The organism is Neorhodopirellula pilleata (genome assembly GCF_007859915.1).
GTDB lineage: Bacteria > Planctomycetota > Planctomycetia > Pirellulales > Pirellulaceae > Rhodopirellula > Rhodopirellula pilleata.
The window spans coordinates 35,190-57,542 of the sequence record NZ_SJPM01000016.1; the positions used below are offsets into that span (position 1 = coordinate 35,190).

Genomic DNA, 22,353 nt, shown 5'->3' on the forward strand with positions numbered 1-22,353 from the left:
ACAAAGGTTCATCTACGTACCGGTGATCGTTCCTACGTCCCATCACGGTCAAGACGCCACTTGCGAGTCTTCGATTGAATCAAACCGCTTAGCTGACGGTCGCGCTGACTAGAAATGTTTTTGAACTCGATAACTTCGGCTGGCAATGCTTTACCGCTCGGCGATGACTTTCTCTCGCCAACAATGTGGACTTGATTGAGCGCTTTCCAGCCGTACGTGAATTGCAAATTCTTGTCATTCACCGCTTTCCGTAGCAACTCTGTTTCGAGGTGGGCAGGTGAAGCATCCACGGCAACGCCGTTCGCCCATTCGTCATGCCGTGCCGAAACAACGGTCGTACCATCAACTATTAGGGTGTAGCTTCCGGGTTCAAGATTTGCGACCGTCAGGGTGTCTCGCTCATGCATGAGTTGAGGAGGTAGAATCTCGACCGTCGGAGGCGGCGCACTTGGTGGCGTCAATTCCTTGATGACGAATGTGAGCGACGAATTATCGTGTACGACGTCTGTAACCTCGACTCCGCGAGCACTCGTGGCAGTCGTCATCGCGTCAATTCGCATCTGCCAAGGTTGTCGAACGTCTTTTTGATGATCGACGACTAGATTGCGGAACATTAGATGACTCACGGCCCAATATCCGAACGCATTGAGATGAATTCCATTAGTCGTGAAGTTTGGTCCTATCGGCTCATCCATCCAATAGCGGGAGGACTCGTATAGATCGACCAACGGAACTCCTGTTGCGGTGGCGGCTTCGCTCATTGCTCGGCTGTACATTGCAAGCTCGCGGTTTCGCTGTTCGTGCATTGGCGTCAGCGTTTGAAGGTCTTCATTTGCAATCGGCGATACCAGTATCAACCGCACTTCGGATTTACCGTTGAACGTCTTGCCAGAGTAGGCTTTAAGAACCGACAAAACGTCGCTCTTAAACGCATCCAAACCGGCTTCACCGGCAAACGATTCGCCCATTCCGAAACATGCGATGATGACATCGGTCTGATGTTCTCTCAGGGTTGATTCCTCGGTCGGAAAACCCGTCGGACGGTCACGAGCCGTGAGCATGTCGCCACCCCAACCAAGGTTGCGGATCGATACCGGTTTGTCCTGCCAATGCTGCAATAGCATCGTTTCGAGATAGCCGTGAATTCGCAATTGATCCGCGAACGTATTGCCGATGATCGCAATGTGATCGCCCGCGCGAACTGGTGACTCGGCGCGGACACTTTGGATCGTCCCGACGGCCAACATGCTGGCGAGGAGAACTTGCAGCGAGGCGGTCCACGTTCTGGCGAACGTAGCTACGATCGTCAGAACGTGGACAGGAGATTGGTTTAGATTTCTCATGACTTTGGTTACTTGTCAGCCCGCTGGAGCGTCCATGTCGTGATTTTCTCATCGGCAGTCGGTATTGGCTGCTCAGTCGCCCAGCACACACTGTTGACGAGCATGCGAGAGAACGATTCCTCGCCGAAGTCGGCTGGGTGTCCCAATGTTGTACCGAACACTTTGCCGCCCCACTCGTTCTGCCACGCCCAAGCCACGATGTCCGCTTCGCTTTCATTGGCCAAAAAAACGCCAAAACTCTTTTCGAGCAGACGCGACTTACCTTGCCCGGTTCCGGAAAGCAGTGGCACGCAACCGCCTTCGAGTCGGGTCAAATAGAGCGTGCCCGCCGACACCCAGTCTGCTTGCGAGACGTGTGACATAATCGGATGCGACGTGTATTTGTTGATCACGCTGACTTGGGTGGGAGTCGTCTGGTGAACAATGTAGGGCGTGCCCAAAGCGCGGCGACCAAAGCCGTCATTCCACTCGTACCGTGAATGTGCCTTCGGGTACTTGAATGAATGGTTGGCGGTACGAAGACCGATGACCGGTTTGCCTGATTTCAAGTAATCCTCGATCGGCTGCCATTCTCGGTCTGGAAGATTCAAAAACCGCATGAAAAAAATCGCCAAGTCGGCATCGGCGAGTGCTTCGATACCCGGAAGCACATTCTCGGTTTTCTTTTCGGGATCGCCCTCGCCCATCACAACCGTGGTGCGAAAACCGAATCGCTCTAGCTCTCTAGCAAATAACGGCATACTGAGTTCAGGCGAATAGTGCTGCGTCCCCACGACCAACACAACATGTGGCTTGACGTCGTCAGCTTCCACTTGTGTGAATGCAAACAAAACAATCACGAATAGCATGACTCCGAGTGGAAGCGGTATCTGTTTTCGATTCATGTTCATTTGTGATTCCAATTGATGCGGGCTTCTTTTTTAATCAAATCGATCCATACGGACGCATGTTCGAATTCTCGAGTCGCCATGAGTCCCTGCCACACTGCAGCCGACTTTGGCGGACCAAGTGGACGGTCGAACTCCGGGTAGGACTCAAGCATGCCGTGTCGATCCGTGTATCCCCAGGAGTAACAGAAATGGGAACTGCTGTGTGCGCCAATCAGAAAGCACGCCAGCGGAAACGTGATGCGTTGACGCGCCATTTCCAACAGTTCCGCATTCGGACGCCGCATCATGTCCTGGTCTAGCCATGTGAAGCCTGGCCAGCCTTTGATGACGACGAATTTCCCTTTCGCTGCGGCAAGTTCGATCGAATCGAGATCAGCCTTCATATCTTGAGGCTGCGCGGTCTTGAAGGCGCCAAAATGCTCGATCATCACACCATCAATACCATCCCAATCGAGAATCTCTCGAAAATCTGTCGTCCGCAATCCGTTGGCGAGAACGATACTTTCTGGTCCTAACTTACGCTTCGTGAACGCGATCATCTCGCGCAGTCCAGCAACGACTTCGCGTGCCTTGACATCACCGACTTGTGCGACCAGTGCCGGCGATAAGGCTTGTGGGATTGCGTCAATGAAAACGCCACCAAGTGGTGCAGAACGGTTCGCCTTAGCGACCACTTCGGACCACCACTCGCGAAACTCAGGGTTGGAAGGATCCGGTCGCGGCGTCCCCGAATTGTGTTTGACGATCTTGCCGTTCGCATCTTTCAACGTCCATTCGGGACGATACGTCTTGAAAGCGTCATAGCCTGGCCAGTTGATGAACGCATTGAAATAGAACAACACCTTCGCATCAGGATTGAGAGTCGTGATTCGTCGTGCGGAGTCCGCAATCCCCGCTTCCGTGCTGCCATGCACAGATAGCCCGTGACTCTTCTCTAAAACAATTAGCCTGCTTTGTCGGGCAACAAAATCGACCTCATCATCCGTCAAGTCACCTGACCGTTTACCGAAGTGGATATTGAGGGGAACTCGATCCCATGGAGCACCCGACCAACTCGATTCGGTAGCCGTCGGAGTCTCGGTTGCTGGATCTGCCGCCTTCGATGAGGTCACGACGGCGGCCCAGCAAACGATTGAACCGATCAATGGAAGCGTGCGTCGCATACTGCAACTGTCCTTTCTTTGAATATCACCACAACCGATGACCGATGTAGCTAAGTACGCGAGAGCACGGCATTTCTTCGACGTCGAATCCGACACTCTTTTTCCCAACGATTCCATTGGTGTTTGGCCGAGGAATGTGTGAGCGTTGAACGTGCCGTTAAGATCCATTGTTGCACGAGAAGCTAGCGTTGCGAGAGGAAAATGCGTCGTCGCGTTGATGATTTGCGACACATTGGCTTACGCCACTCTAGCGAAGACTAGTTCGTTCTCGGAGCAGTAGCGGAAAGGCAAACAACTGATCCATCTTTCAGGCACATGAAATAACTGTCGTGAGCAATCGCAATGCCGTCCCAGACTGGCGCTGCATCGAAACGCAATTCCTGAAGTTGGTGACCGTCTTTCGCATCCAGCAGCCACGCGATGCCGCCTTTCTGTCCTGCATAAGATGCATTGGTGTCTTCGACCGAGTAACCATCGAGCATGGGAACACCAGCCGCCATCACAGTATTTTCGGCGGCAGCGATTGCATGACCGGCGAAGGGCGTGGGCGTCGTCCAACGCTGCGTCCACTTGCCCATCGCGGGGATGGCGGACTTGTCTTCTTTCTCGGTCATGCCTCCGTAACTTCCCGAATGGACGGAGTAAAGCTCTAGCTGATCCAGATCGCGTCCTCGGCCTGGCAGATTGCGACCGGGAGCGTATCCACGGATTTCGTAAAACCGTTTGCCATCGAACGCGATCGTATCGCCCGCAGGACCAGCACCAAACGTTCCCATGGCGCCACCGTATCGCAGGTCGCGATCCACTGTCCAGTAAGTGCGATGCTGGGGCGAACTATTCAACAATCCCGGAGAAGCCAGCAAGTGCAGCGTCTTCACACTCTCGGAAACGATCGGCTGGAGATCGGGCTTGAAGGCTTGATTCCGCATGAACAACTCGTCTCCGGCGAAAGAAAAGATATCCGCCTTGCAACCCTCCAGCTGGAACTGTCCACTGGCTTGCACCGGGAAACTTCGAACGTCGTCTTGATACGGACCCTGCATGACTCTGCTGTGCTTGATCGCGGCGGTCATCGGGTCGAGTCCAAATACGGCAATGCCACCATCGAGGAACGTGCTGCGTCCGGCTGCGAAGTAAGCCGTATCATTCAACAACATGATGCTACCGTGAACTGGCCACGCGGATTCGAGGCGTCCCGTATCACAGATCAACCGCCGCTGGGGCAACCCGTTAAACTTCCAAGCCAAGTGACCATCGGACGCCCGCAGGCCATAAACCCAACCGCCGCGAGAGCCGACCAGAATCATTCCATTGTGATAGGTCGGTGGGCTGTCGATGCGACCATCCGCAACAAACGACCATCGCGCCACGCCGGTCTCACGATCCAATGAGTAAAGCGTGTAGCCATCTCGATCCGCGACATAAACACTGTCACCGGCGACCACAGGCGCAGTGGGATGCGATCCGATATCGACCTTCCACCGCGTTGCAAGGGTTTCGGGTGTGCTGGTCGAAGTGATCCCGCTGCGTGTGCTGGAATATCGATACGTCGGCCAGTCACCAATCGTCGCGGCCGCACCAGCCACGCTTCCAAAGGCTGGCCCTTTCACCAATTGCGGTTCAATCTCGACAGTGAATCGCTCTTCCGTGTTACCCGAGCCGTTGTAGAAGCCATTCACACCAGTGGCCATCGTTGCAATCGCACACTGACATACATACGGGCCGTTGTAGACCATGCCATTGGCTGGCATCACTGAAAGACCACAAGTGGAGCGTGCCCACGGATTCGGACTTTCTACTTTCCCATCCAGCTTCATGAAGTCGGTGCCGCCCGAAGCGCTGTTTAAGTAAAAGCGATGGGTGATGCGATTCCGGTAACAACGGTCGTGCGACATCGGACCATTCATCTCTTGCGTCAGCGTTCGCACGACTTTTCCCGTGATCGGATCATGTCCCTTCAAATCACGGCTCCACACCAATCCATCCGTGAAGAAGATCTCAGTACTCTTCATGTAATTCTCGCCCGCTGGCGCCGTCCACAGCGTTTTGCCATTCGCAAGGTTCTTCGCCATCATCGTTTTATGAACCGCGCAGAAGACTGAATCGTCGGTCAGCACCAACGTCGGATGGATGTTGGCGGAAAACGCCAGCGGCGAAATGACGGGCTTTCTCCGTTTGTTAGCAGTGGACTGCTTGGGCGTTTTTGTCGGCTCGGTCTCGATCGCAACGGTGTCCGTCCAGAGCACATCGCCGTTCGAGCTGTCGAGACACGTCAGCCCACTCGCGCTGTGATAGACCACACGATTGCCTTTCACCGCGAACGTGCCTCCGGTGTATTCGTCATCGATCGAGTGGCTCCACACGACATTGCCTTTCTCAAGGTCGATCGCACAAAGCTCAGCAACACTGTCGACTGCTTCCGCTCTCGGAAGCCTGTACGGCGTGCCCTTGATCACGTAGAGAACGTTGCCATCGATGGCAAACTCCGTCGCCCCTTTCGAGTGTTCGTAGACTTGCCTCGGCGCACCCGTGCGGATCGAGAATGACATCACGGGTCCACCAAAACCCGAGCACACGTAAACCGTTTTGCCTACCGCCGCCAAGCAGCGTTGTTGCTGAGTCGGAATCGATTTGATGCTGCCGGTCTGCCACTCGCTCCACTGTTTCATCGGCCTCTTCCACAGCTCGATGCCATTGAAGCCATCGCGGGCCACCAAGTAGTAATCGACTGGAGCATTGATGTCTTCGGTCGTCGCTCGGTCTTCGATGGTTAGCAGCACTCCGTCGGCGGAGACCATGTTCGTGAACGAGGGTGAAAGCGCCTTGGAGCGTCCGAATTCCGGCGTGTCGTGCCAACGCAATCGCTGGGGAGGACCGACATCATCCAGCGAGACACCGTTGTTGTCTGGACCATGCAAGAACTGGTTCCACTCGTCGAGCCCATCAGGAACCGGCTTCGCCTCTTTCTTCCAGCCGTCTGCCACTTCCGTAACCAGACGACCACCGGGCACCAATACTCGCATCAGTTCCGCTTCCGGCACCTGGCAGGATTCTTTGTGAAGCACCAGATTCACTAGTCCATCCACATACGGAAGATCGCGCCCGTTGTAGAGATCGCACGAAACCTTGCCATAAACACCAGCTTCTTGAATGGCGTTTCGAGCCGCCGCGACATGATCCTCATCACTCAACAGTACGTGAATGATGAACGGCTTGTCGGTTGCCAGGTCCGCAATGAACTTGCCGTCGTCGAAATCGAGTACGACGACAATTCCTCCACTGAATTTGAACTGTTCAATTGAAATGGATTCGGCACGTAACCTCCCCGGCATTGAACCGACGATTGCTGCCATCAACAGCGGTGCAACGATGTAATGGAGGTGTCTCATACGTGGGCTTTCCTTCGACGTTGCTTTGGCTTATTGCGGGACTGGCGGTGTGGTCGGCCGTGGACCATTCGTGTCAAAGAACCGCATGTTCTTTCCGACTCGATTGTAGTCTCCCAAGTCCTCTCGCATCGTCTCGGCCAAACCGAGTAATCGTTGAGTGATTTGCGGATGTTCGTCAGCCACGTTGGTTGTTTCACCAAGATCGTTTTCAAGATCCACCAGAAACGGACTGTCGAAACCAATGCGGTCAGCTGGCGCGATGTGCGTGTTCCGACGGAATGGGGCTGCCCCGATCGGTTCGGCATCTCGTGGCAAGTGCAACTTCCACTGGCCCTGACGAACGGCTTGCAGATGGACTCGCAAATAATAGTAGTACGCTTTGTCGGCCGTCGCCTTATCGAATTCACCATGGAACAGATGCCGAATATCCTCGCCATCGATCACTCGATCCGAAGGGGTTTCAGCATCCGCCAATGCAGCCAGCGTTGGCAGCAAGTCCAGCGTACTGGCGATGGAGTCGCACGTTGTCCCGGCGGGAACTCGACCGGGCCCCCAGACGATGCAAGGCACTCGCACGCCGCCTTCAAACGTCGATACTTTGCCGCTGCGAAGCGGCCCCGCTGATCCGCCGTGGTCGCTTGGTAATCGTCCGTTCGCATAATCTTTATTCTTAGTCAGCCACGGCCCGTTATCGCTGGTGAAGATGACGTAGGTATTGTCCGCCAGCCCCATTTCTGTGACGGCGTCGAGCACTCTACCGACATTGAAATCAATCTCTTCGATCACGTCACCGTAAAGACCTCGCTTACTCTTGCCTTTGAATTGCGGCGACGCATCCAGTCGGGTGTGCGGCATCGTATGCGGGAGGTACACGAAAAACGGATCCTCCTTGTGCTTCCGCATGAAGCCAATCGCTTCGTCGGTGTAACGTCGGGTCAGCGTCGCCATATCCGTTTTGGGCTCGATGAGCGTTTCGTTACGGTATAGATTGGCAATTCTGTCATTGCTCGTCGGAGTACCGAAGAAATAATCAAATCCCTGCCGTGTAGGAAAAAGGTCCATGAAGAACCCTTCCTGAGCGTGCTTGGCGAGATCCCATTTACCAAAGCAAGCGGTAGCGTAGCCCTTCGTTTTGAGGATTTCCGCGATGGTGATTTCGTCACTGTGCAGAATCGGGTGGATCTGCTTTGTGTCGCCTCGTTCCGCGACCCGCATGGGATAACAACCGGTCATCAGCGCCGCACGTGATGGACCGCAAATTGGTTGCGCGTAGAAGCTGGTAAACTTCATCCCTTCGGCTGCCATCGCATCCAGACGCGGCGTACGAATATCGGGTGAGCCGTAACAACCGACATCGCCGTAGCCTTGGTCGTCAGTAAAGATGATCACGAAGTTAGGCCTTTGTTCCGTCTCAGCTAGCGTTGAGCCGCAGACCACGATTTGAACAGCGAGACACAGGCATCTCGCCAACGATGAGCTTATTTTCATTGCTTGTTATTCTTCCGGCTATTCAAGGAACCCGCCTTTTGTTTCTGCTTGTTCGCATTTTTCATTCTCGCAGATTCGGATTCCGGATGTCTCTTGAGACGCTCTGCTTGGATGGCTGCCCGCGTGGCGGCATCGACCGCCTGCCAATCTTTCCGGGTGCTGATGATCGGGGCATGGGGAATGGCGGAACCGGTCGGGTGCTGGCCGCTACCGCGCTGCATGTATTCGCCAAGTTCTTCGCGAGCACCTTGGGCCGTTTGCAGCATCTGTTGCACGATCTCTTGATGATCCGCGGCGACATCTTGCGATTCCCCGTGATCAGTGCGCAGGTTGTAGAGAACTGGCTTTGTCAGACGGAAGAAAGCCTTGTTCTTTTCCCAAAACGGCACCTGCTCCTGACTTCGAGGAAGGTGCAATTTCCAGTTGCCTTGGCGAATCGCTTGAAGGTTCTCGCAGTTGTAGTAATAGAAAGGCTCGGTGTCCTGCCGCGCCAAGTCCTCGCCGTTGAGCAGAGGCACCAAACTCACACCATCGAACTTGCGATCCGCAGGAAGCGGGGCACCTATGATCTCCGACAATGTCGGGAAAAGATCCATGGCGACTATTGGAGTCACTGATTCAAAACCCTGTTTGATCAACGCTGGCCAATGGAAGATAAACGGAACGCGATGTCCACCTTCGAACGTAACGTACTTGGTTCCGCGAAACGGCGCGGCGTACTCCGGTTTCACTGGACCGTTGTCGGATGAAAAGATGACGATCGTATTGTCTGCGATGCCAGTATCGTTAAGGGTCTTCATCATTTCACCGAAACCCCAATCGAGTTCCTGGATCACGTCACCGCGCATACCATCCTTGGACGTGCCGATAAATTCCTTTCCGGCTTGGTACGGCGTGTGCGGATAGTTGTGGGCGAAGTAAAGGAAAAACGGTTGGTCGCTGCGCCGCTTGATGATATCAATAGCCCGTTGCGTGTAAAGGTTTGTTAGCTGATTCAATGGGGCTTGCGCAAAGAGTACTTTCTCGCCGTCGAAAAATTTGGGCGAGTGACCAACATTGCTGGGCATGCCGTAGTATTGATCGAACCCCTGCTTGAGTGGATGGAATTCAGATTCGCTGCCCAAATGCCATTTGCCGATCATGAAGGTCCGGTAGTTCTGTTTCTTGAATTGCTCCGCCAACGTGAGCTCGTCAGGATGCAATCCTAGAAACCAATGCTCCTCGCGGTTCTCGTTGATGCCCATGTATAGCCCGCATCGTTGCGGATAGGCGCCGGTCAAAAACGCCGCACGCGATGGCGAACAGATCGAAGCCCCGGTATGAAAGTCAGTGAACTTGACTCCCTCCGCCGCCAGGGCGTCGATGTTGGGTGTCATGACCTTCTTCGCGCCATAGCAACTGATATCCGAATAGCCCAAGTCGTCGGTCAGAAAGAAGATGACATTGGGATTCGAAAGGCTCGACGCAGCTGGCTGTGCACACTTAGCGGTTGGATCGAAAGCACCAAGCAGAACCAACAGTATCGCGATGCGATCGAATTTGAATAGACTCACTCTTTGTTGCATTACAGTGCTTCGACTTCGGTAAAGTAGGCGCCACCAGCGCGATCTTGTTTGTCGTAGAGAAAAGTCATCAGTTCGGTCGGACCAACAGGAAGATCGATCTCGAACACAACGCCCCTGGTATCCGGCTCGACCATGGACTGTTTCTCCAAGCCGGCAATCTGTATTTTTGCCAGGGCCGCGACCACTGGCTTGTTGGCTACTTCAGGAAACTGCCGCAAGGTGATGCGGTAGCGTCCCGCATGCTTCACATCGAGCATCCACGGCCCGGTCGTGCGCGGGAGCCTATTGATCTCGCCGAAGTTCCATGGCGGGTTTCCGTTGGGCATGTACCAGTCCTGCGAGCAAAGCACCGTTGGACTTTCTGCTGGATTGCCAATGTCGATGCGAACAGGCGTCATGCGAGGCGAAACGGACTCCCAAAATGGCAAATAGTACGCACGCAATTGCTTGACGATCTCGGGATGATCCGCCGCCACATCGTTGCGCTCAGCAGGATCGGACTGGATATTGAAGAGTTCTTTCCCGTTGATCAGTCGCCAGTTTTTCTGAAGGATGCACGTGTCATTCCACGGCTGGGGAGCGTCACGAAAGTACGCTCCGCCTTGAAACTGAACGATCAGGTGGTCGCGATGCGACGGTGCATTTGCGGCGGTCAACTGTTTAGCAAAAGAGACGCCATCGGGTTGGTGATTCGCTGGAACTTCGATCGAGCACAGTTCGGCCAGAGTCGGTAAAACATCGATATGGGCTGCCAACGAGTCAACGTCGCGGCCTCCGATGATTCCAGCCGCCGGCCAATGAATGAACAATGGAACACGATGCCCGCCTTCGTAAACGGAAGACTTCTTACCGCGCATGCCTGCGTTGAATCCTTCAACGGTCTCCGAATCAAGCCCCTGGAATTTGCCTCCATTGGCCGTGCCGTTGTCGGTCATGAACACCAGGATCGTGTTCTTCGTCAATTCAAGCTCGTCGAGTCTCCGACGCAACTCGCCAAGGTTGTGGTCGAAGTTTGCGATCATGCCGTAGAATTTCGCGCCGCTTCCCCACTTGGCACCCTCTTCATACGGCTGGCTCCATTTTCGATCGACGAGGTAAGGACCGTGCGGCGCATTAGTCGCAAGATAAAGAAAGAACGGCTTGGTTTGATTCGCTTCAATGAATCGCATCGATTCTCGAAACCAGACGTCGGTGCAATAGCCCTCGAACTTCTCAAACTTTCCGTTTCGTTCGTAGGTGTCATCGAAGTAATCGTTGCCCCAGTAATCCGACGCCTGGCCGACGCCACCACAACGATGCCAAACCACATCTTGAAACCCACGATCCTGAGGTCGATGGGGAGCATTGTCGCCGAGATGCCACTTTCCAACCATTCCTGTGACATAGCCAGCTTCCGCAAACAGATCCGCAACCGTTCGCTCATCGGTGTGCATCATCGTGCGGCCACTGCTGGTCCGATATGCACCCGTTCGACCTGGATAGCGCCCGGTCATCAACGCCGCTCGCGTCGGTGTGCAAAATGGGCTGACGTGAAAATCCGTCAGTCGAACGGACTCCGCATACAACCGGTCGAGGTTTGGCGTTTTGAGAATGCTATTGCCGTGACAAGCCATGTCGCCGTAGCCCTGATCATCGGTCATGATCAGAATGACATTAGGGCGGACTCCCTTCTGCGTTGTGGATGTTTCAGCTTGGGCGAAGTCGATCCAGCCAAAAGTCAGCCACAGAACAGCAATCGTGGTTCTCATTTCAGTTTCTCTGATGCGGCGGCGTTTCCCGTCAGTCTGGTGGTTGTTTCTCAGAGTGGCAGGATGTCTTGAAAAAATTTACTGCGAGAGTGGTTTCGGGTCTTTAACGAACGCGGCGGGCCTGCTATTGTCGGCGATTTCCTTCTCGAACGTCCTTAAGTGCTGAGCGAGTTTCTTCGCGACGTCCGGGTGCGACTCGATGACATTCTTTGTCTCGCCGATGTCATTCTCCAGATCGTAAAGTTGCGTGGGCTTTCCTTGGTTTGCATGCAGTTTCCATTTGCCGGATCTCACCGCCTTCAACGCGTTTCCGCCATGGTAAAAGAACACTTCGTGCGGGGTCTTCGCCACTCCGAGGAGCGTTGGCCAGATATCTTTGCCATCGATGACCCGATCCGTTGGGATCGATGCACCAGCCAGCTTTGCAAATGTCGGCAGCAAATCCATCGTCGTCATGAGTTCGTCGTTAGGCTTGCCCGCCGGTATTTTGCTTGGCCAGCGAACGACGGTTGGCTCTCGCATGCCGCCTTCGAACGTCGTCCCCTTGTTGCCACGCAATGGGCCGGCACTGGCGAAGAGAGAGTTCTTCGGGGGGCCATTGTCGGACGTGAAAAGGACGAGCGTGTTTTCGTCAAGACCGCCGGCCTTGAGAGTGTCGAGGATCTTTCCGACGGACCAGTCGATTTCGGAGATGGCCTGATGGTAGAGATTGTCCCGCGTCTTGTAGTCAATATTGCCGTCCTCCGCCTTCAGCGTCGCCACGATGTCGTCAGAAACGCCTTCCATGAACGGAGGCGAAACGTGAAGCGGCGCATGGGGAATGGGATGCGGGATATAGAGAAAGAACGGTTCGTCTTTGTTTCTCTCAATGAATGACACCGCGTGTTCGGTGATTCGATTCGTCAGGTAATCGGCGTCGGGATCCATCTCGATAACTTGCTCATTCTCGAGCAGCGGCAACGGTGGAAACTTGTAGTGATCCTGCCGAGGATGAAACGGGTGAATGTCATGGCTGAACGGAATCCCAAAGTACTCATCGAACCCCTGCTTCGTCGGCAGAAACTCCGGCTGATCCCCGAGGTGCCATTTGCCGAAGATCCCAGTCCTGTAGCCGACCGTTTTCAGAACTTCGGCGATGGTGATTTCATCGGGATTCAATCCCTTGGGGTCTCCGGCGAGAAGCACTCCGAAGTTAGATCCCATCGCCATATCGATCCGCTTTGGATAACACCCGGTCATCAAACCGGCACGCGATGGAGTGCAAACCGGGGCGACGACATAAAAGCTAGTCAGTCTGGAGCCTTCGGCTGCCATCTGATCAATGCGAGGTGTACTGACATGTTTACCGCCGAAACAACTCAGATCACCGTAGCCCTGGTCGTCGGTGAAGATGATGACGAAGTTGGGTGGTCGGTCCGCCGCGTTTGCAAAGACGCATGCGAGGAGCAACAGTATGAGTGGGCAAGAAAATGGGGGCAAAACAATAGCCGGCAGAGATTTTCCTGCCCACATTTTCCTGTCAAATCCGAAGCCTCGGATCATTCGTTTTCTCTCTCGTGAACGGGAAATTAATGGCGTGGCTACGCTCGCCAGAGCGTGGAGTTTCCGCCGTCTGGCGACGGCAGCTACCAAAATAGTGCTCGGTGTCACTGTGTCTTCTTTGCAGGCTTGCCCGGCGCACTCGGTCTTCCTTTCACCGCACCTAGCTTCTGTTTCGGCGGTGCGTAGCTTGCAAGCAACTCGTTCATTTCCTTGACGATCTCGGGATACTCGTTGTACAGGTTGCGTGTCTGGTTCACATCCGCGTCGAGATCGTAAAGCTGTGCAGGCGGCGCGTCCTTTTTGATCTTTCCATTCTCGATATCGCTGTTGACCGAACCCACGAAGCTGACCGCTGGCGGTCCGGCGAAAGTGTGATCGCCCGGTTTCCTCCCCGTGAATCCGCCGCTGCCCTGCTGTGGGATATACATCCACTTTCCCTTCCGCACCGACAGGTGCGTGCCCTTGTGCGGGGCGAGAACCAGATGATCACGAATCGGTTCCTTCGGTTCGCCAACGAAGGCGGGTAACATATTGACACTGTCAGCCTGCTCGACCTTATCCAGCTTCTGCTGAGTCAAGGCCGCAAACGTCGCTAGCATGTCGACGTTTCCGATCACCTGGTTCGAGGTAGTTCCTGCCTTCACCTTGCCCGGCCAACGTACAATGAACGGCACTCGCTGGCCGCCTTCCCAGACGCCGAACTTGAATCCCAGCAAGTCGCCGTTTTGCCGGTGCCCGACTGTGAAAGCGGCCTGTCCGCCGTGGTTGAACATGCCGCCGTTGTCACTGGTAAAGAGCACCATGGTGCTGTCGCTCAATCCGTTGTCTTCCAAGCATGAAAGGATCTCACCGACGACCCAGTCGAGTTCATGGATGGAATCTCCATAGAGTCCACACTGGCTGGTCCCCTGAAAACGCTTGGCCGGTGTGAAGGGGTGATGAATATTGGTTGTCGCGAGATACAGAAAGAAAGGTTGATCCTTGCGTTCTTTGATCCACTCGACGGACTTCTCCGCCAACGTGGTGCCAACCTGGTAATCGTTGAACAGCTTGTGAGCCGCCTTTGCCCCACCGAATTGATTTGGACTGCGTTGTGCGGCTTCCGGAGGAATCGGCGTGATCGGCGTAGCGTCCTCCGCATTCCTGCCGAGAAAAACCAACGGATCGTCGGGATCGCTTCCGACGATCCGATCGTTTTCCACAAAGACGTAGGGAGGGGCGCTATTCACAACCGGCAACCCAAAGTAGTAATCAAATCCGAGATCCTGCGGGCCGGGACGCAGCGGTTCCTGCCAATCGTTATTTCCCTTACCAAATCCCAGATGCCATTTCCCCAAGACGGCCGTCTCGTAGCCACCGCGTTTGAAAACATCGGCGATCGTGGTCTTCTCGGTGTCGACCAATAGCGGCGCAGTCACTGGCGCAGGTCCCCATACGCCCTTGCCCCCGCTTGCCCGCAGAGGGTATTGCCCGGTGAGCAAGGCATACCGCGATGGCGTGCAGACTGCGGACGCGGAATGCGCATCCGTAAACCGACGTCCCTCGGCTGCAAGTCGATCGATGTTGGGCGTCTGCACTTTGGTTGCTCCATAACAACCAAGATCGCCATAACCCAAGTCATCGGCGAAGATCAAAACCACGTTGGGTGGCGTCTCGGCAGCACGTAAAAGTGACGCTGGCGTCAGTGAGACACCAATAACAGAGAGGAACAGCAGAACGATGTTTTTCATAATGTTAACGCTGTAAATATAAGATTGAGCGTGAATTCAGTGTCCTATTATTCGTAGCTGCCGTCGCCAGACGGCGGACCATCCACGCTCTGGCGAGCGTAGCTACGATAGACAGGCATCCGCCTAATGGTAGGTCGCATTTTCAAGTAGCCAAATATTTCGGAACTTCACTGCGGAGCCGTGCTCTTGCACCACGATGGGCGAGAGCGGTTCTTCGGGGTAGGCAGCATACTTGTTTCTCCGCAGCGAAAGCTTGAAGTTGTCATGGATCAGCTTGCCGTTCAGCCGAATGGTGACGCGGGCAGAGTCTTTCTCATTAATATAGCCAGCCGCCGTGAACCGAGCCGCTTGATATTCTAAGTCAACGGTTTGCCACTCACCCGGTCCCAAGCATGCATTCTCATTGGGCGTTCGAATTTGATAGATCGCGCCGCAGTCCGTCATCTTGAGCTGGTCTTTTCCGGTGCTATTGAGAATCTGCAGTTCGTACAACGGTCCGAAGAACACTCCACTGTTGCCGTCGCCTTCCTCCGGCAACTGAAACTCGAGATGCAAACGGTAGTCACCAAACTTTTCTTTCGTACAAAGAAACTGCTTGCGTTTCTTGCCCTCGAATTCAAAGCTGATCTGCATCGCCTCGTCGTCGACAAGCTGCCACTGAATTTCTTTCTGATCGCCTTTCGCATTGACCGTCTGAAACGAGAATGGCTTCCACGCATCGAAATTCGATCCATCAAACAGCACGGTTGCGCCATCTGGCGGAGCAAGCCCGAGCGTCGAATCCTGCGCCATGGCAGCCTCGAGCGGCGCGAACGAGAAAACGACTGAAACGAACACGTGGATTGCCTTCATCATTGTTTCTATTTGATTGTTCATCTTCTGTCGTTGATAAATCTGTCGTTGATATCGGGGGTCACTGTGGCTGCTTGGTTGTTGAGCCCTTCGGCGGAGCGACCATCAAGGCTTCGATTTGCCGAGCCAAGAGTTCGGGAGGACAACTGCGAGTCACCATCACCTGTCGACTGGTCGCATCGGACACCCAGCGGGAAAAGCCCTGTTCGTCGATCACCACGCGACCGCCGCGTTCCTCATTCCAGAGTTCTGCATTCTCGCCACGTACTGCATAGAACGCTGCTGCCTGATCATAGCTGGGTTGGCCGCCCTCAATCGAAGGTCGCTTGCGAAAGAGACGCAGTTCGAAGGCCCGTCGCACGGGATTACTGCGCGGTGTTCGCTTCAGTGCTTCGCCAGTGATCACGGGATTTCCCACCTCGAAGCCTTGCCACACAATCTCTGTAGGCCATTGCGCCGCGACAAGACGCGCCGCATCAGGGTGAGTCGCGATGTTAGTTTCGGGGTTCGCCGCAGGAGGAAACTGGCCGCCCATTACGACCACACGACGGATCTTCGCACGAACCAAATCCGGCTCGCGTCGCCACAGTTCCGCCAGATTGGACAAAGCGCCCACGCTACAGATCGTCACGCTGCCGTCTAGCTGCGCGGCCAGCACGCTGCGGTAAACGTCGAGCGCGTCGGGAGCTTGGTCGTCTGGCCCGACGTCGCTCGGGAATCCGTCACGCAGGCCGGGCGCATACAGACTGGTTCGCTGCAGCGCGGTCGGGCCGAACTTGTCAGTGCCGATCGGGATGTTGGGCCGTCCATAGTAAGTGTTGATGGCGTCGACCGCCGCAGCCGAAGCCTTGGTGAGATCGGCTCGATTCACGATCGTGGCGAGCAACTCACACTCGTCGCGGTCAACCATTGCGTGAAGCATAGCCAGAGTTCCCGCGTCATCTGCGTCGCCAGACATGTCAGTGTCGAGAATGAGTCTCACCGGTGGCTTGGTTCGGAGACGCTCGACCGCAACATAGTAGGCACCACCGATTTCCCTGCCGTGTTCGTCGTGCAACCACGTTTGCATCGTCGAGCGTCCGGCGGGAAGCGACATTTTGAATCGCACCGAACTGGAATCCTTATTCACTTTTGCGAGTTGCTCCACATCGCCGACGCGAAGTCGCGCCGAGCTGACCGGCCACTCCAGTCCGCCTGTCAGCACACCGTCTGTCACGCGGGTTTCTCCGATGCCGTCCTGGAGCCGAAGTCCAGCCTCGTGGGGCCAGCGGCTCAAAGTAAACGCGTAGTCGCCCGCCTCTGCCACTTCGATGTGCCACAGCCCGTTCTTGCGTTCGCCGCGTCGTACCTGTGCCTGTTGGTCAATGAACACGTCTGCCCATTCACAGGCCGTGAGCTGTACCGGATTCTCCGCATCGTCTCCGACGATGGACCTCTCGAAGACATTCACGTTTTCCTTCAGGCCATTCCACCACTGGTCGAGATACGAGCGCATCACGGCCACCACCTCGGGATGGCTGTCGATAACATTATGTTGTTGCAAAGGATCCTCTTGGAGATTGTAAAGTTCACTATCCTTTAACAACCGCCAGTGCTGCCACAACACGCCTGCGCCTTCGCGGCGCGGAACCGCCGGATTTTGTGGCGTTGTTCGAACCGTCTTGAACGGCATCCGACTGTAGTTGATCACCAGTTTGCGATCCTCCGGCACAACTGCATTGCCCCGCAGCACGCTAGCGAGGCTCATGCCGTCAAAACGAGTATCAGCTGGGATCTTTAGCCCGAGCAGTTCGATCAGCGTCGGCAGCAGATCCTGAACCTCGGTCAGCCCGTCTACATCGCCCGCTGTCTGCAGCCCACCGCCCGGCCAACGAACAAAACAAGGCACGTGGTGGCCGCCTTCCCAAAGCGCCGTCTTGCCGCCCTTCATGCCGGCATTGAAGTATTTCGGCCCGAAGGTGCTGCCGTTGTCGGTGAGGAAGATGACCACGGTATTGTCACGCAGCCCCCGCTCGATCAAGAATTCGTCCAGCCGGCCCATGTTTTCATCAATGTTGACGCACATCGCGAGAAAGCGGACGAGTTGTTCCTCCGTCGCTGGCTCAAGCGACGGGAGCCTGGATCGAACTGCATTCAGAGCTACGCGGACTGGCCCGAGGTATTTCTCTGGTACGAAGTGCGGTTGGTGCGCCGCGGCAGTCGCCAGATAGCAGAAAAACGGTCGCCCGGCGTCGGCTTCGCCTTTCATCCACGTCATCGCTTCTCGAAAGAAAACATTCGTCGTGTAACCGTTGTAGGCTTGGCGGTGGCCGTTATGGATGTAGGTGTCGTCGAAATAGTCATTCTCCCAATGATCCGGAACGGAACCGATATGCGACGACGGAAACCAGAGGCTTTCGTGAAATCCGCGATCCTGCGGGCGGTAGAGATAGGTATCACCCAAATGCCATTTGCCGAACAGACCCGTGCTCCAGCCCGAGTCCGCGAACACGTTGCCCACGGTCGGAAACTCGCGGCGAAGCAGAGTGCGACCGCTGCTGACATTCGAAGCTCCATTACGCAGAGCATCCACGCCCGTCATGAGTTGACCGCGCGTTGGCGTGCACATCGGAGCGACGTGGAAATCGGTCAACCGGATGCTTTCGGAACTGAGCCTGTCGAGATTCGGTGTTTGCAGAACTGGATTGCCGTGAGACGAAAGCTCGCCATACCCTTGATCGTCCGTGATGACGATCAAGACGTTAGGTCGCTGCGATGCTGGTTGATCGGCGGCGCGCAGCATGGCCATCGGAGCCAGCAGCAGGACAGTGAGGAGGGCGAGGGTACGTTTCATCGGGTTGGTTCTTGATAGATTTGCGGAGCAAGATGGCAGGACCGGTCGCCTTCCACGTCACTGTGTCATCGAGCGATCCTAAAGATGGTCGACAAAGAACTGCACGGTGCGTTCGATAATCGTTTCCCTGGACGGATCGATTTCCGCATCGACCTTGCGCCAGTTGTGACCAGAGTTTTTGATGATCATGATCTCAACGGGCCCTTCGACCGCTTCAGCTTTCTGCTTCATGTGGTAAGCATGCTTGACGGGAATCGTCGTATCCTTGTCACCCTGAATCATCAGCAACGGCGGGCTGTCTTTACTCAGGTAGTTGATTGGACTGACTTCCCGATAGCGTGCCAATTTGTCGGTTGACGCTGAATCCGAGCCAAGAATGCGTGCGGCAAACCGATCTATAAAGTTGGCTCGGTCATCGTGGTTGAACAGATCTATCTTCTCAAAATCACACGGACCATACCAAGAGACGCCGGCAACCATTCGGTAAGGCACCTCGGCCAGCACTGGATCTCCGGGCAATTGCTCCGGCGATGCCAGCAACAGCAACTGTGCGATCTGGCCGCCTGCGGAATCTCCCATTACACCAATCCGCATGGGATCAATCCCCAATGCTTCACAGTTCTTTGCCAAATACCGAATGGCATCTTTGCAATCGATGACGCAATCACGCATCACGACGTCGCTGTCCTTCTTCGCCAGTCGATACGATACGGGTACTACCGCAAAACCATTTTTTATCAACTGTTCAAAAACGGTCGCGAAAGATCCGCTAGCGGCCTTGTACCGACTGCCGGCGGCCCATCCGCCACCGTGAGTAAAGACAATTACCGGACATTTCTCGGAGGGTTTGTCCGCCGGGTAATACAGGTCCAGCTTCAGTTCTTTTCCTGAAACCTTTTTGTAGACAACTTCCAGCTTGCGTTCTCCTCCCGTCTCCAGGTATTTGGCTCCCTTAGGCGCACGCGATGCGTTGCTCTCACGCTGTGTTTCTTGAGCTGTGATTCCGCTGGTTGCCACAATAGCAATCATGATGGCAGCGATCGTCTGAATTTTCATTCACTTGTTTCGGTTAGAGGTGGCTACGCTCACCAGAGCGTGGGGTTTGTGGCAAATCCACCGTCTGGCGACGGTAGCTACTCAGGGTTGCAGTTTCCACTGATGGGCTGGTTCGATAGTGTCGTTCATAACGGGCAATGGGTCATCGTTCGACAAAACCGTCGACATCTTCCAGATGGATTCTCTCTCGCTCATCTGGTGCCCGTGTTTCCAGCTTCACGTTGACGAACTCAATGTTCTTCGCATGGCGAACATAGGCACCCCAAGCTGGCAACACACCAAAGAAGAACTGCTCGGGATAGCGATCTTCATCCTCCGCCACAACTCGCACAGCATCTCCTTCCGTGCCATGTCCTGGAAAGAAGATCTCGATGTTCTCCAGGACGACGTTCTCGATGAAGTGACCGGGGATGCCCGTGATCATAATCGGCCCGGCTTTGGACTTCTCGTTGTCAGTCACCCCCGGGGTCGCATCCACTTTAAGATTCTTGTACACAGCCTCAGCAGCTTTGGCCCGATCCTCGACGACGACCTCTGCAACCACATCGCTGATGCGAATGTTTTTCAATGTACCGACCGCGGGACTTTCTCCACTTTCGCCGAAGGTACTGCCGCGATTGCCCAATCGCATGAAGAGCGGACAGCCCACATCTTTCATTACTATTCTGGAGATGTAGACGTTCTCCAAGCGTCCGCCATCCACGGACTGCAGCTTGATTGCACCCATGGGGCAGTCATGAAAATAACAGTTGGTCACCGTCACATCCATGAACCCACCTCGGGATGAGCTGCCGAACTTGAGTGCCGCCGTGTTACTGTCCATCCGACATCCACGCACGACAATGTTTCGGCAAGGGTTTAATGAACTCTTCAAGCAGATCGCGTCGTCGCCAGTGCTGATATCACAATTCTCGATGAGCACATCCTCGCAACCGTCCAGATCAAATCCATCATTGTTGTAGTTGTTGTTACGGAATCGCACGGTCACCGCATTGAAGTGAATGTGTTTGCAGTCGATCAGGTGCAGCCCCCAGAACGCCGGACGCTTATAGGTCACGCCAGAAAAGGTGACATCCTCACAACTCTCCAGACGCATCAAACGTGGTCGGATACCAGCGTTTTTTCCACCCCTCCTGTTCCTGGGGAAATTCTCGTGAGTCCCCCTTCCATCGATCACGCCGAGCCCTTCGATGGTGATGTTTTTTGCGTTTCCAGCGTAGATCAGGCAATGGGCGTCGCCCTCGCGAGGTCTGCTGAGGTTCGCTGTTGGGTAGTCAGCCACATCCGTGCTTCCGAGCAAGCTAGCCCCGTAGTCGAGCGAGAGGGTGACATTGCTCTTCAAGATGATCGTACCGATTTGAAAATCGCCAGCCGGCACCCGAACAACACCGCCGCCGGCATCGTGACAAGCATCGATAGTCTTTTGAACGGCTTGGGTATCCATCGCAACACCATCACCGATAGCACCAAAGCTTTTAACGCTGAAAACCGTTGGTTCAGAGGCAGGCTTTTCTGTCTGCCCCGACCCGGTGCTCACCAATGCTGACAACAGTAGACTTGCGAAAACAGCAATTCTCATCATTTTTCTTTTGCCGGAGTGGTACTTTTATCTGCGCGTTTCCAGACGATAGACGAACTTTTTGTTTCCAAGTTTACATCGACACTGCAGTGCTGGAAATCTCGGTGATAGGCGTAGCCATTTTTGGTGGCCTTACCCAACGGATTGCCGATCTCTTGGTCAAAGTCGTCGGACCAGTAAATGAGGGAGTCGTCGGCGGCGTAGGAATTCTTGCTGCCGCCCCAACTGTAGAAAGAGTAGTCGTTGGCGATGATCAAGTAGCAGGCGAGTGTAAAGTCGTGGGTGGAACCAAAGACGCTGTCACCGGCTCCGCGGCATAGAATGTATTTGTCGGATGGAATGGCTAGTAACTCCTCCATCAGCTTCACGCCTTCATCAGCGGTCTCAACCGAAGAGCGAAAGAAGGCTTCGCAGAAGACGCCGTCTGCATGAACGAGTGTGCTCGCCCCGGCTGCGCATTTGCTGGAGGACTGGACGCGGTAACCGTTATAGATAACGAAACTGGATAGTCTCTCCAGGCAGTTTTCGGCACTTCCTAATTGGCCGCGAGCGTTGGCACCTGGGACGCCGTCGCCGAAAACTCCGTTCAAATCACTTTCTTTGACAAGCTGGTCGGCCATGTCGGCCCACCAGTTGCGAGCGGCGTTGTTGGGATAGGTCCAGCGCAGAGTCCCGTCCCGAACCTCCTCAATCCAGTCCGGGTGTTCAGCAACCGTATCGCGGACAGTGGTATAGAACTGAGTGTATGCGGTGTTGGTGCTCCAGTAGAGCAGAACTCGCATATCCGGATTATTTTTCAACAGTTTCGTTGCGGTTTCCGCCGCAGCTTTTTCAGTGCTCATTGCGCCGTAAATATTCTTGGCGTGCCGCTTTTCGATCGTAAAAATGTGGAAATGGTCCCGTATGAAATCATATTGTTCGGGCGTGTAATCGTCATTCCGAAAGGCATGACCGAACAGTCGCACTTTGGACCAATCGCCAGGACCAGCCGGCGCTGCATGGAGTGTGTTGGGCGAATCGATTTCTTGCGCGGTTGCGGAACCGCGTTGGCTGCTGAACGATATGCAAACGACAACTGTTGCTAGGAAACCCAAACGGATCGCCTGAGCAAAACACTGACTACGCTTGCTGATACTGAAGCTCATCATTTTGATTTTCATTTCCAATGCATTTCA

At 54.8% G+C, this 22,353-nt stretch carries 14 protein-coding genes; all 14 read right to left on the reverse strand.

Annotated features, from left to right (window positions below; all coding sequences use genetic code 11):
• Window positions 1–32: 32 nt before the first annotated feature.
• Window positions 33–1,343 (reverse strand): SGNH/GDSL hydrolase family protein, encoded by a 1,311-nt coding sequence (locus Pla100_RS25695; protein WP_146581434.1) that lies wholly within the window; start codon window positions 1,341–1,343, stop codon window positions 33–35.
• A gap of 8 nt (window positions 1,344–1,351) precedes the next feature.
• The gene (locus tag Pla100_RS25700) at window positions 1,352–2,233 is read right to left on the reverse strand and encodes a ThuA domain-containing protein (RefSeq protein WP_231603586.1); all 882 of its coding nucleotides are present in this window, start codon (window positions 2,231–2,233) and stop codon (window positions 1,352–1,354) included.
• Entirely contained in the window at window positions 2,230–3,396 is a 1,167-nt protein-coding gene (locus Pla100_RS25705; protein ID WP_197168232.1) for a putative glycoside hydrolase, read from the reverse strand. Before Pla100_RS25705 ends, Pla100_RS25700 begins: the two co-directional genes overlap by 4 nt.
• Window positions 3,397–3,653: 257 nt before the next feature.
• Complete coding sequence (locus Pla100_RS25710; RefSeq protein WP_146581438.1) at window positions 3,654–6,785, reverse strand: outer membrane protein assembly factor BamB family protein; 3,132 nt, start codon at window positions 6,783–6,785, stop codon at window positions 3,654–3,656.
• Between the two features lie 30 nt (window positions 6,786–6,815).
• Window positions 6,816–8,174, reverse strand: coding sequence for a sulfatase family protein (locus Pla100_RS25715; protein WP_231603588.1), 1,359 nt, complete (start codon window positions 8,172–8,174; stop codon window positions 6,816–6,818).
• A gap of 95 nt (window positions 8,175–8,269) precedes the next feature.
• On the reverse strand, window positions 8,270–9,826 hold the full coding sequence (locus tag Pla100_RS25720) for a sulfatase family protein (protein ID WP_231603590.1): 1,557 nt from the start codon (window positions 9,824–9,826) through the stop codon (window positions 8,270–8,272).
• 11 nt (window positions 9,827–9,837) lie between these two features.
• Complete coding sequence (locus Pla100_RS25725; protein ID WP_146581444.1) at window positions 9,838–11,586, reverse strand: arylsulfatase; 1,749 nt, start codon at window positions 11,584–11,586, stop codon at window positions 9,838–9,840.
• Between the two features lie 78 nt (window positions 11,587–11,664).
• Window positions 11,665–13,035 carry a sulfatase family protein gene (locus Pla100_RS25730; RefSeq protein WP_231603592.1) on the reverse strand — a complete coding sequence of 457 codons (1,371 nt, stop codon included), beginning with the start codon at window positions 13,033–13,035 and terminating at the stop codon, window positions 11,665–11,667.
• A gap of 197 nt (window positions 13,036–13,232) precedes the next feature.
• Window positions 13,233–14,858, reverse strand: a complete 1,626-nt coding sequence (locus Pla100_RS25735) for a sulfatase family protein (RefSeq protein WP_146581448.1) — start codon at window positions 14,856–14,858, stop codon at window positions 13,233–13,235.
• 123 nt (window positions 14,859–14,981) lie between these two features.
• Window positions 14,982–15,734, reverse strand: coding sequence for a 3-keto-disaccharide hydrolase (locus Pla100_RS25740; RefSeq protein WP_390620663.1), 753 nt, complete (start codon window positions 15,732–15,734; stop codon window positions 14,982–14,984).
• Window positions 15,735–15,771: 37 nt separating this feature from the next.
• Window positions 15,772–18,543 (reverse strand): sulfatase-like hydrolase/transferase, encoded by a 2,772-nt coding sequence (locus Pla100_RS25745; protein WP_146581450.1) that lies wholly within the window; start codon window positions 18,541–18,543, stop codon window positions 15,772–15,774.
• A 78-nt stretch (window positions 18,544–18,621) separates the two neighbouring features.
• Entirely contained in the window at window positions 18,622–19,599 is a 978-nt protein-coding gene (locus Pla100_RS25750) for an alpha/beta hydrolase (RefSeq protein WP_146581452.1), read from the reverse strand.
• Between the two features lie 142 nt (window positions 19,600–19,741).
• A complete protein-coding gene (locus Pla100_RS25755) occupies window positions 19,742–21,181 on the reverse strand; it encodes a glycoside hydrolase family 28 protein (RefSeq protein ID WP_197168233.1) in 1,440 nt (479 codons plus the stop codon).
• A complete protein-coding gene (locus tag Pla100_RS25760) occupies window positions 21,178–22,338 on the reverse strand; it encodes a putative glycoside hydrolase (RefSeq protein WP_146581454.1) in 1,161 nt (386 codons plus the stop codon). The genes Pla100_RS25755 and Pla100_RS25760 overlap by 4 nt, the downstream gene beginning before the upstream one ends.
• Window positions 22,339–22,353 lie beyond the last annotated feature (15 nt).

What these genes read in the sequence shown, in the direction of transcription:
- Pla100_RS25750 (WP_146581452.1), bottom strand. Translation starts at nt 19,599, where the DNA reads ATGAAAATTCAGACGATCGCTGCCATCATGATTGCTATTGTGGCAACC.
- Pla100_RS25695 (WP_146581434.1), bottom strand. Translation starts at nt 1,343, where the DNA reads ATGAGAAATCTAAACCAATCTCCTGTCCACGTTCTGACGATCGTAGCT.
- Pla100_RS25705 (WP_197168232.1), bottom strand. Translation starts at nt 3,396, where the DNA reads ATGCGACGCACGCTTCCATTGATCGGTTCAATCGTTTGCTGGGCCGCC.
- Pla100_RS25760 (WP_146581454.1), bottom strand. Translation starts at nt 22,338, where the DNA reads ATGAAAATCAAAATGATGAGCTTCAGTATCAGCAAGCGTAGTCAGTGT.
- Pla100_RS25745 (WP_146581450.1), bottom strand. Translation starts at nt 18,543, where the DNA reads ATGAAACGTACCCTCGCCCTCCTCACTGTCCTGCTGCTGGCTCCGATG.
- Pla100_RS25725 (WP_146581444.1), bottom strand. Translation starts at nt 11,586, where the DNA reads ATGAGAACCACGATTGCTGTTCTGTGGCTGACTTTTGGCTGGATCGAC.
- Pla100_RS25735 (WP_146581448.1), bottom strand. Translation starts at nt 14,858, where the DNA reads ATGAAAAACATCGTTCTGCTGTTCCTCTCTGTTATTGGTGTCTCACTG.
- Pla100_RS25710 (WP_146581438.1), bottom strand. Translation starts at nt 6,785, where the DNA reads ATGAGACACCTCCATTACATCGTTGCACCGCTGTTGATGGCAGCAATC.
- Pla100_RS25755 (WP_197168233.1), bottom strand. Translation starts at nt 21,181, where the DNA reads ATGATGAGAATTGCTGTTTTCGCAAGTCTACTGTTGTCAGCATTGGTG.
- Pla100_RS25700 (WP_231603586.1), bottom strand. Translation starts at nt 2,233, where the DNA reads ATGAACATGAATCGAAAACAGATACCGCTTCCACTCGGAGTCATGCTA.
- Pla100_RS25740 (WP_390620663.1), bottom strand. Translation starts at nt 15,734, where the DNA reads ATGAACAATCAAATAGAAACAATGATGAAGGCAATCCACGTGTTCGTT.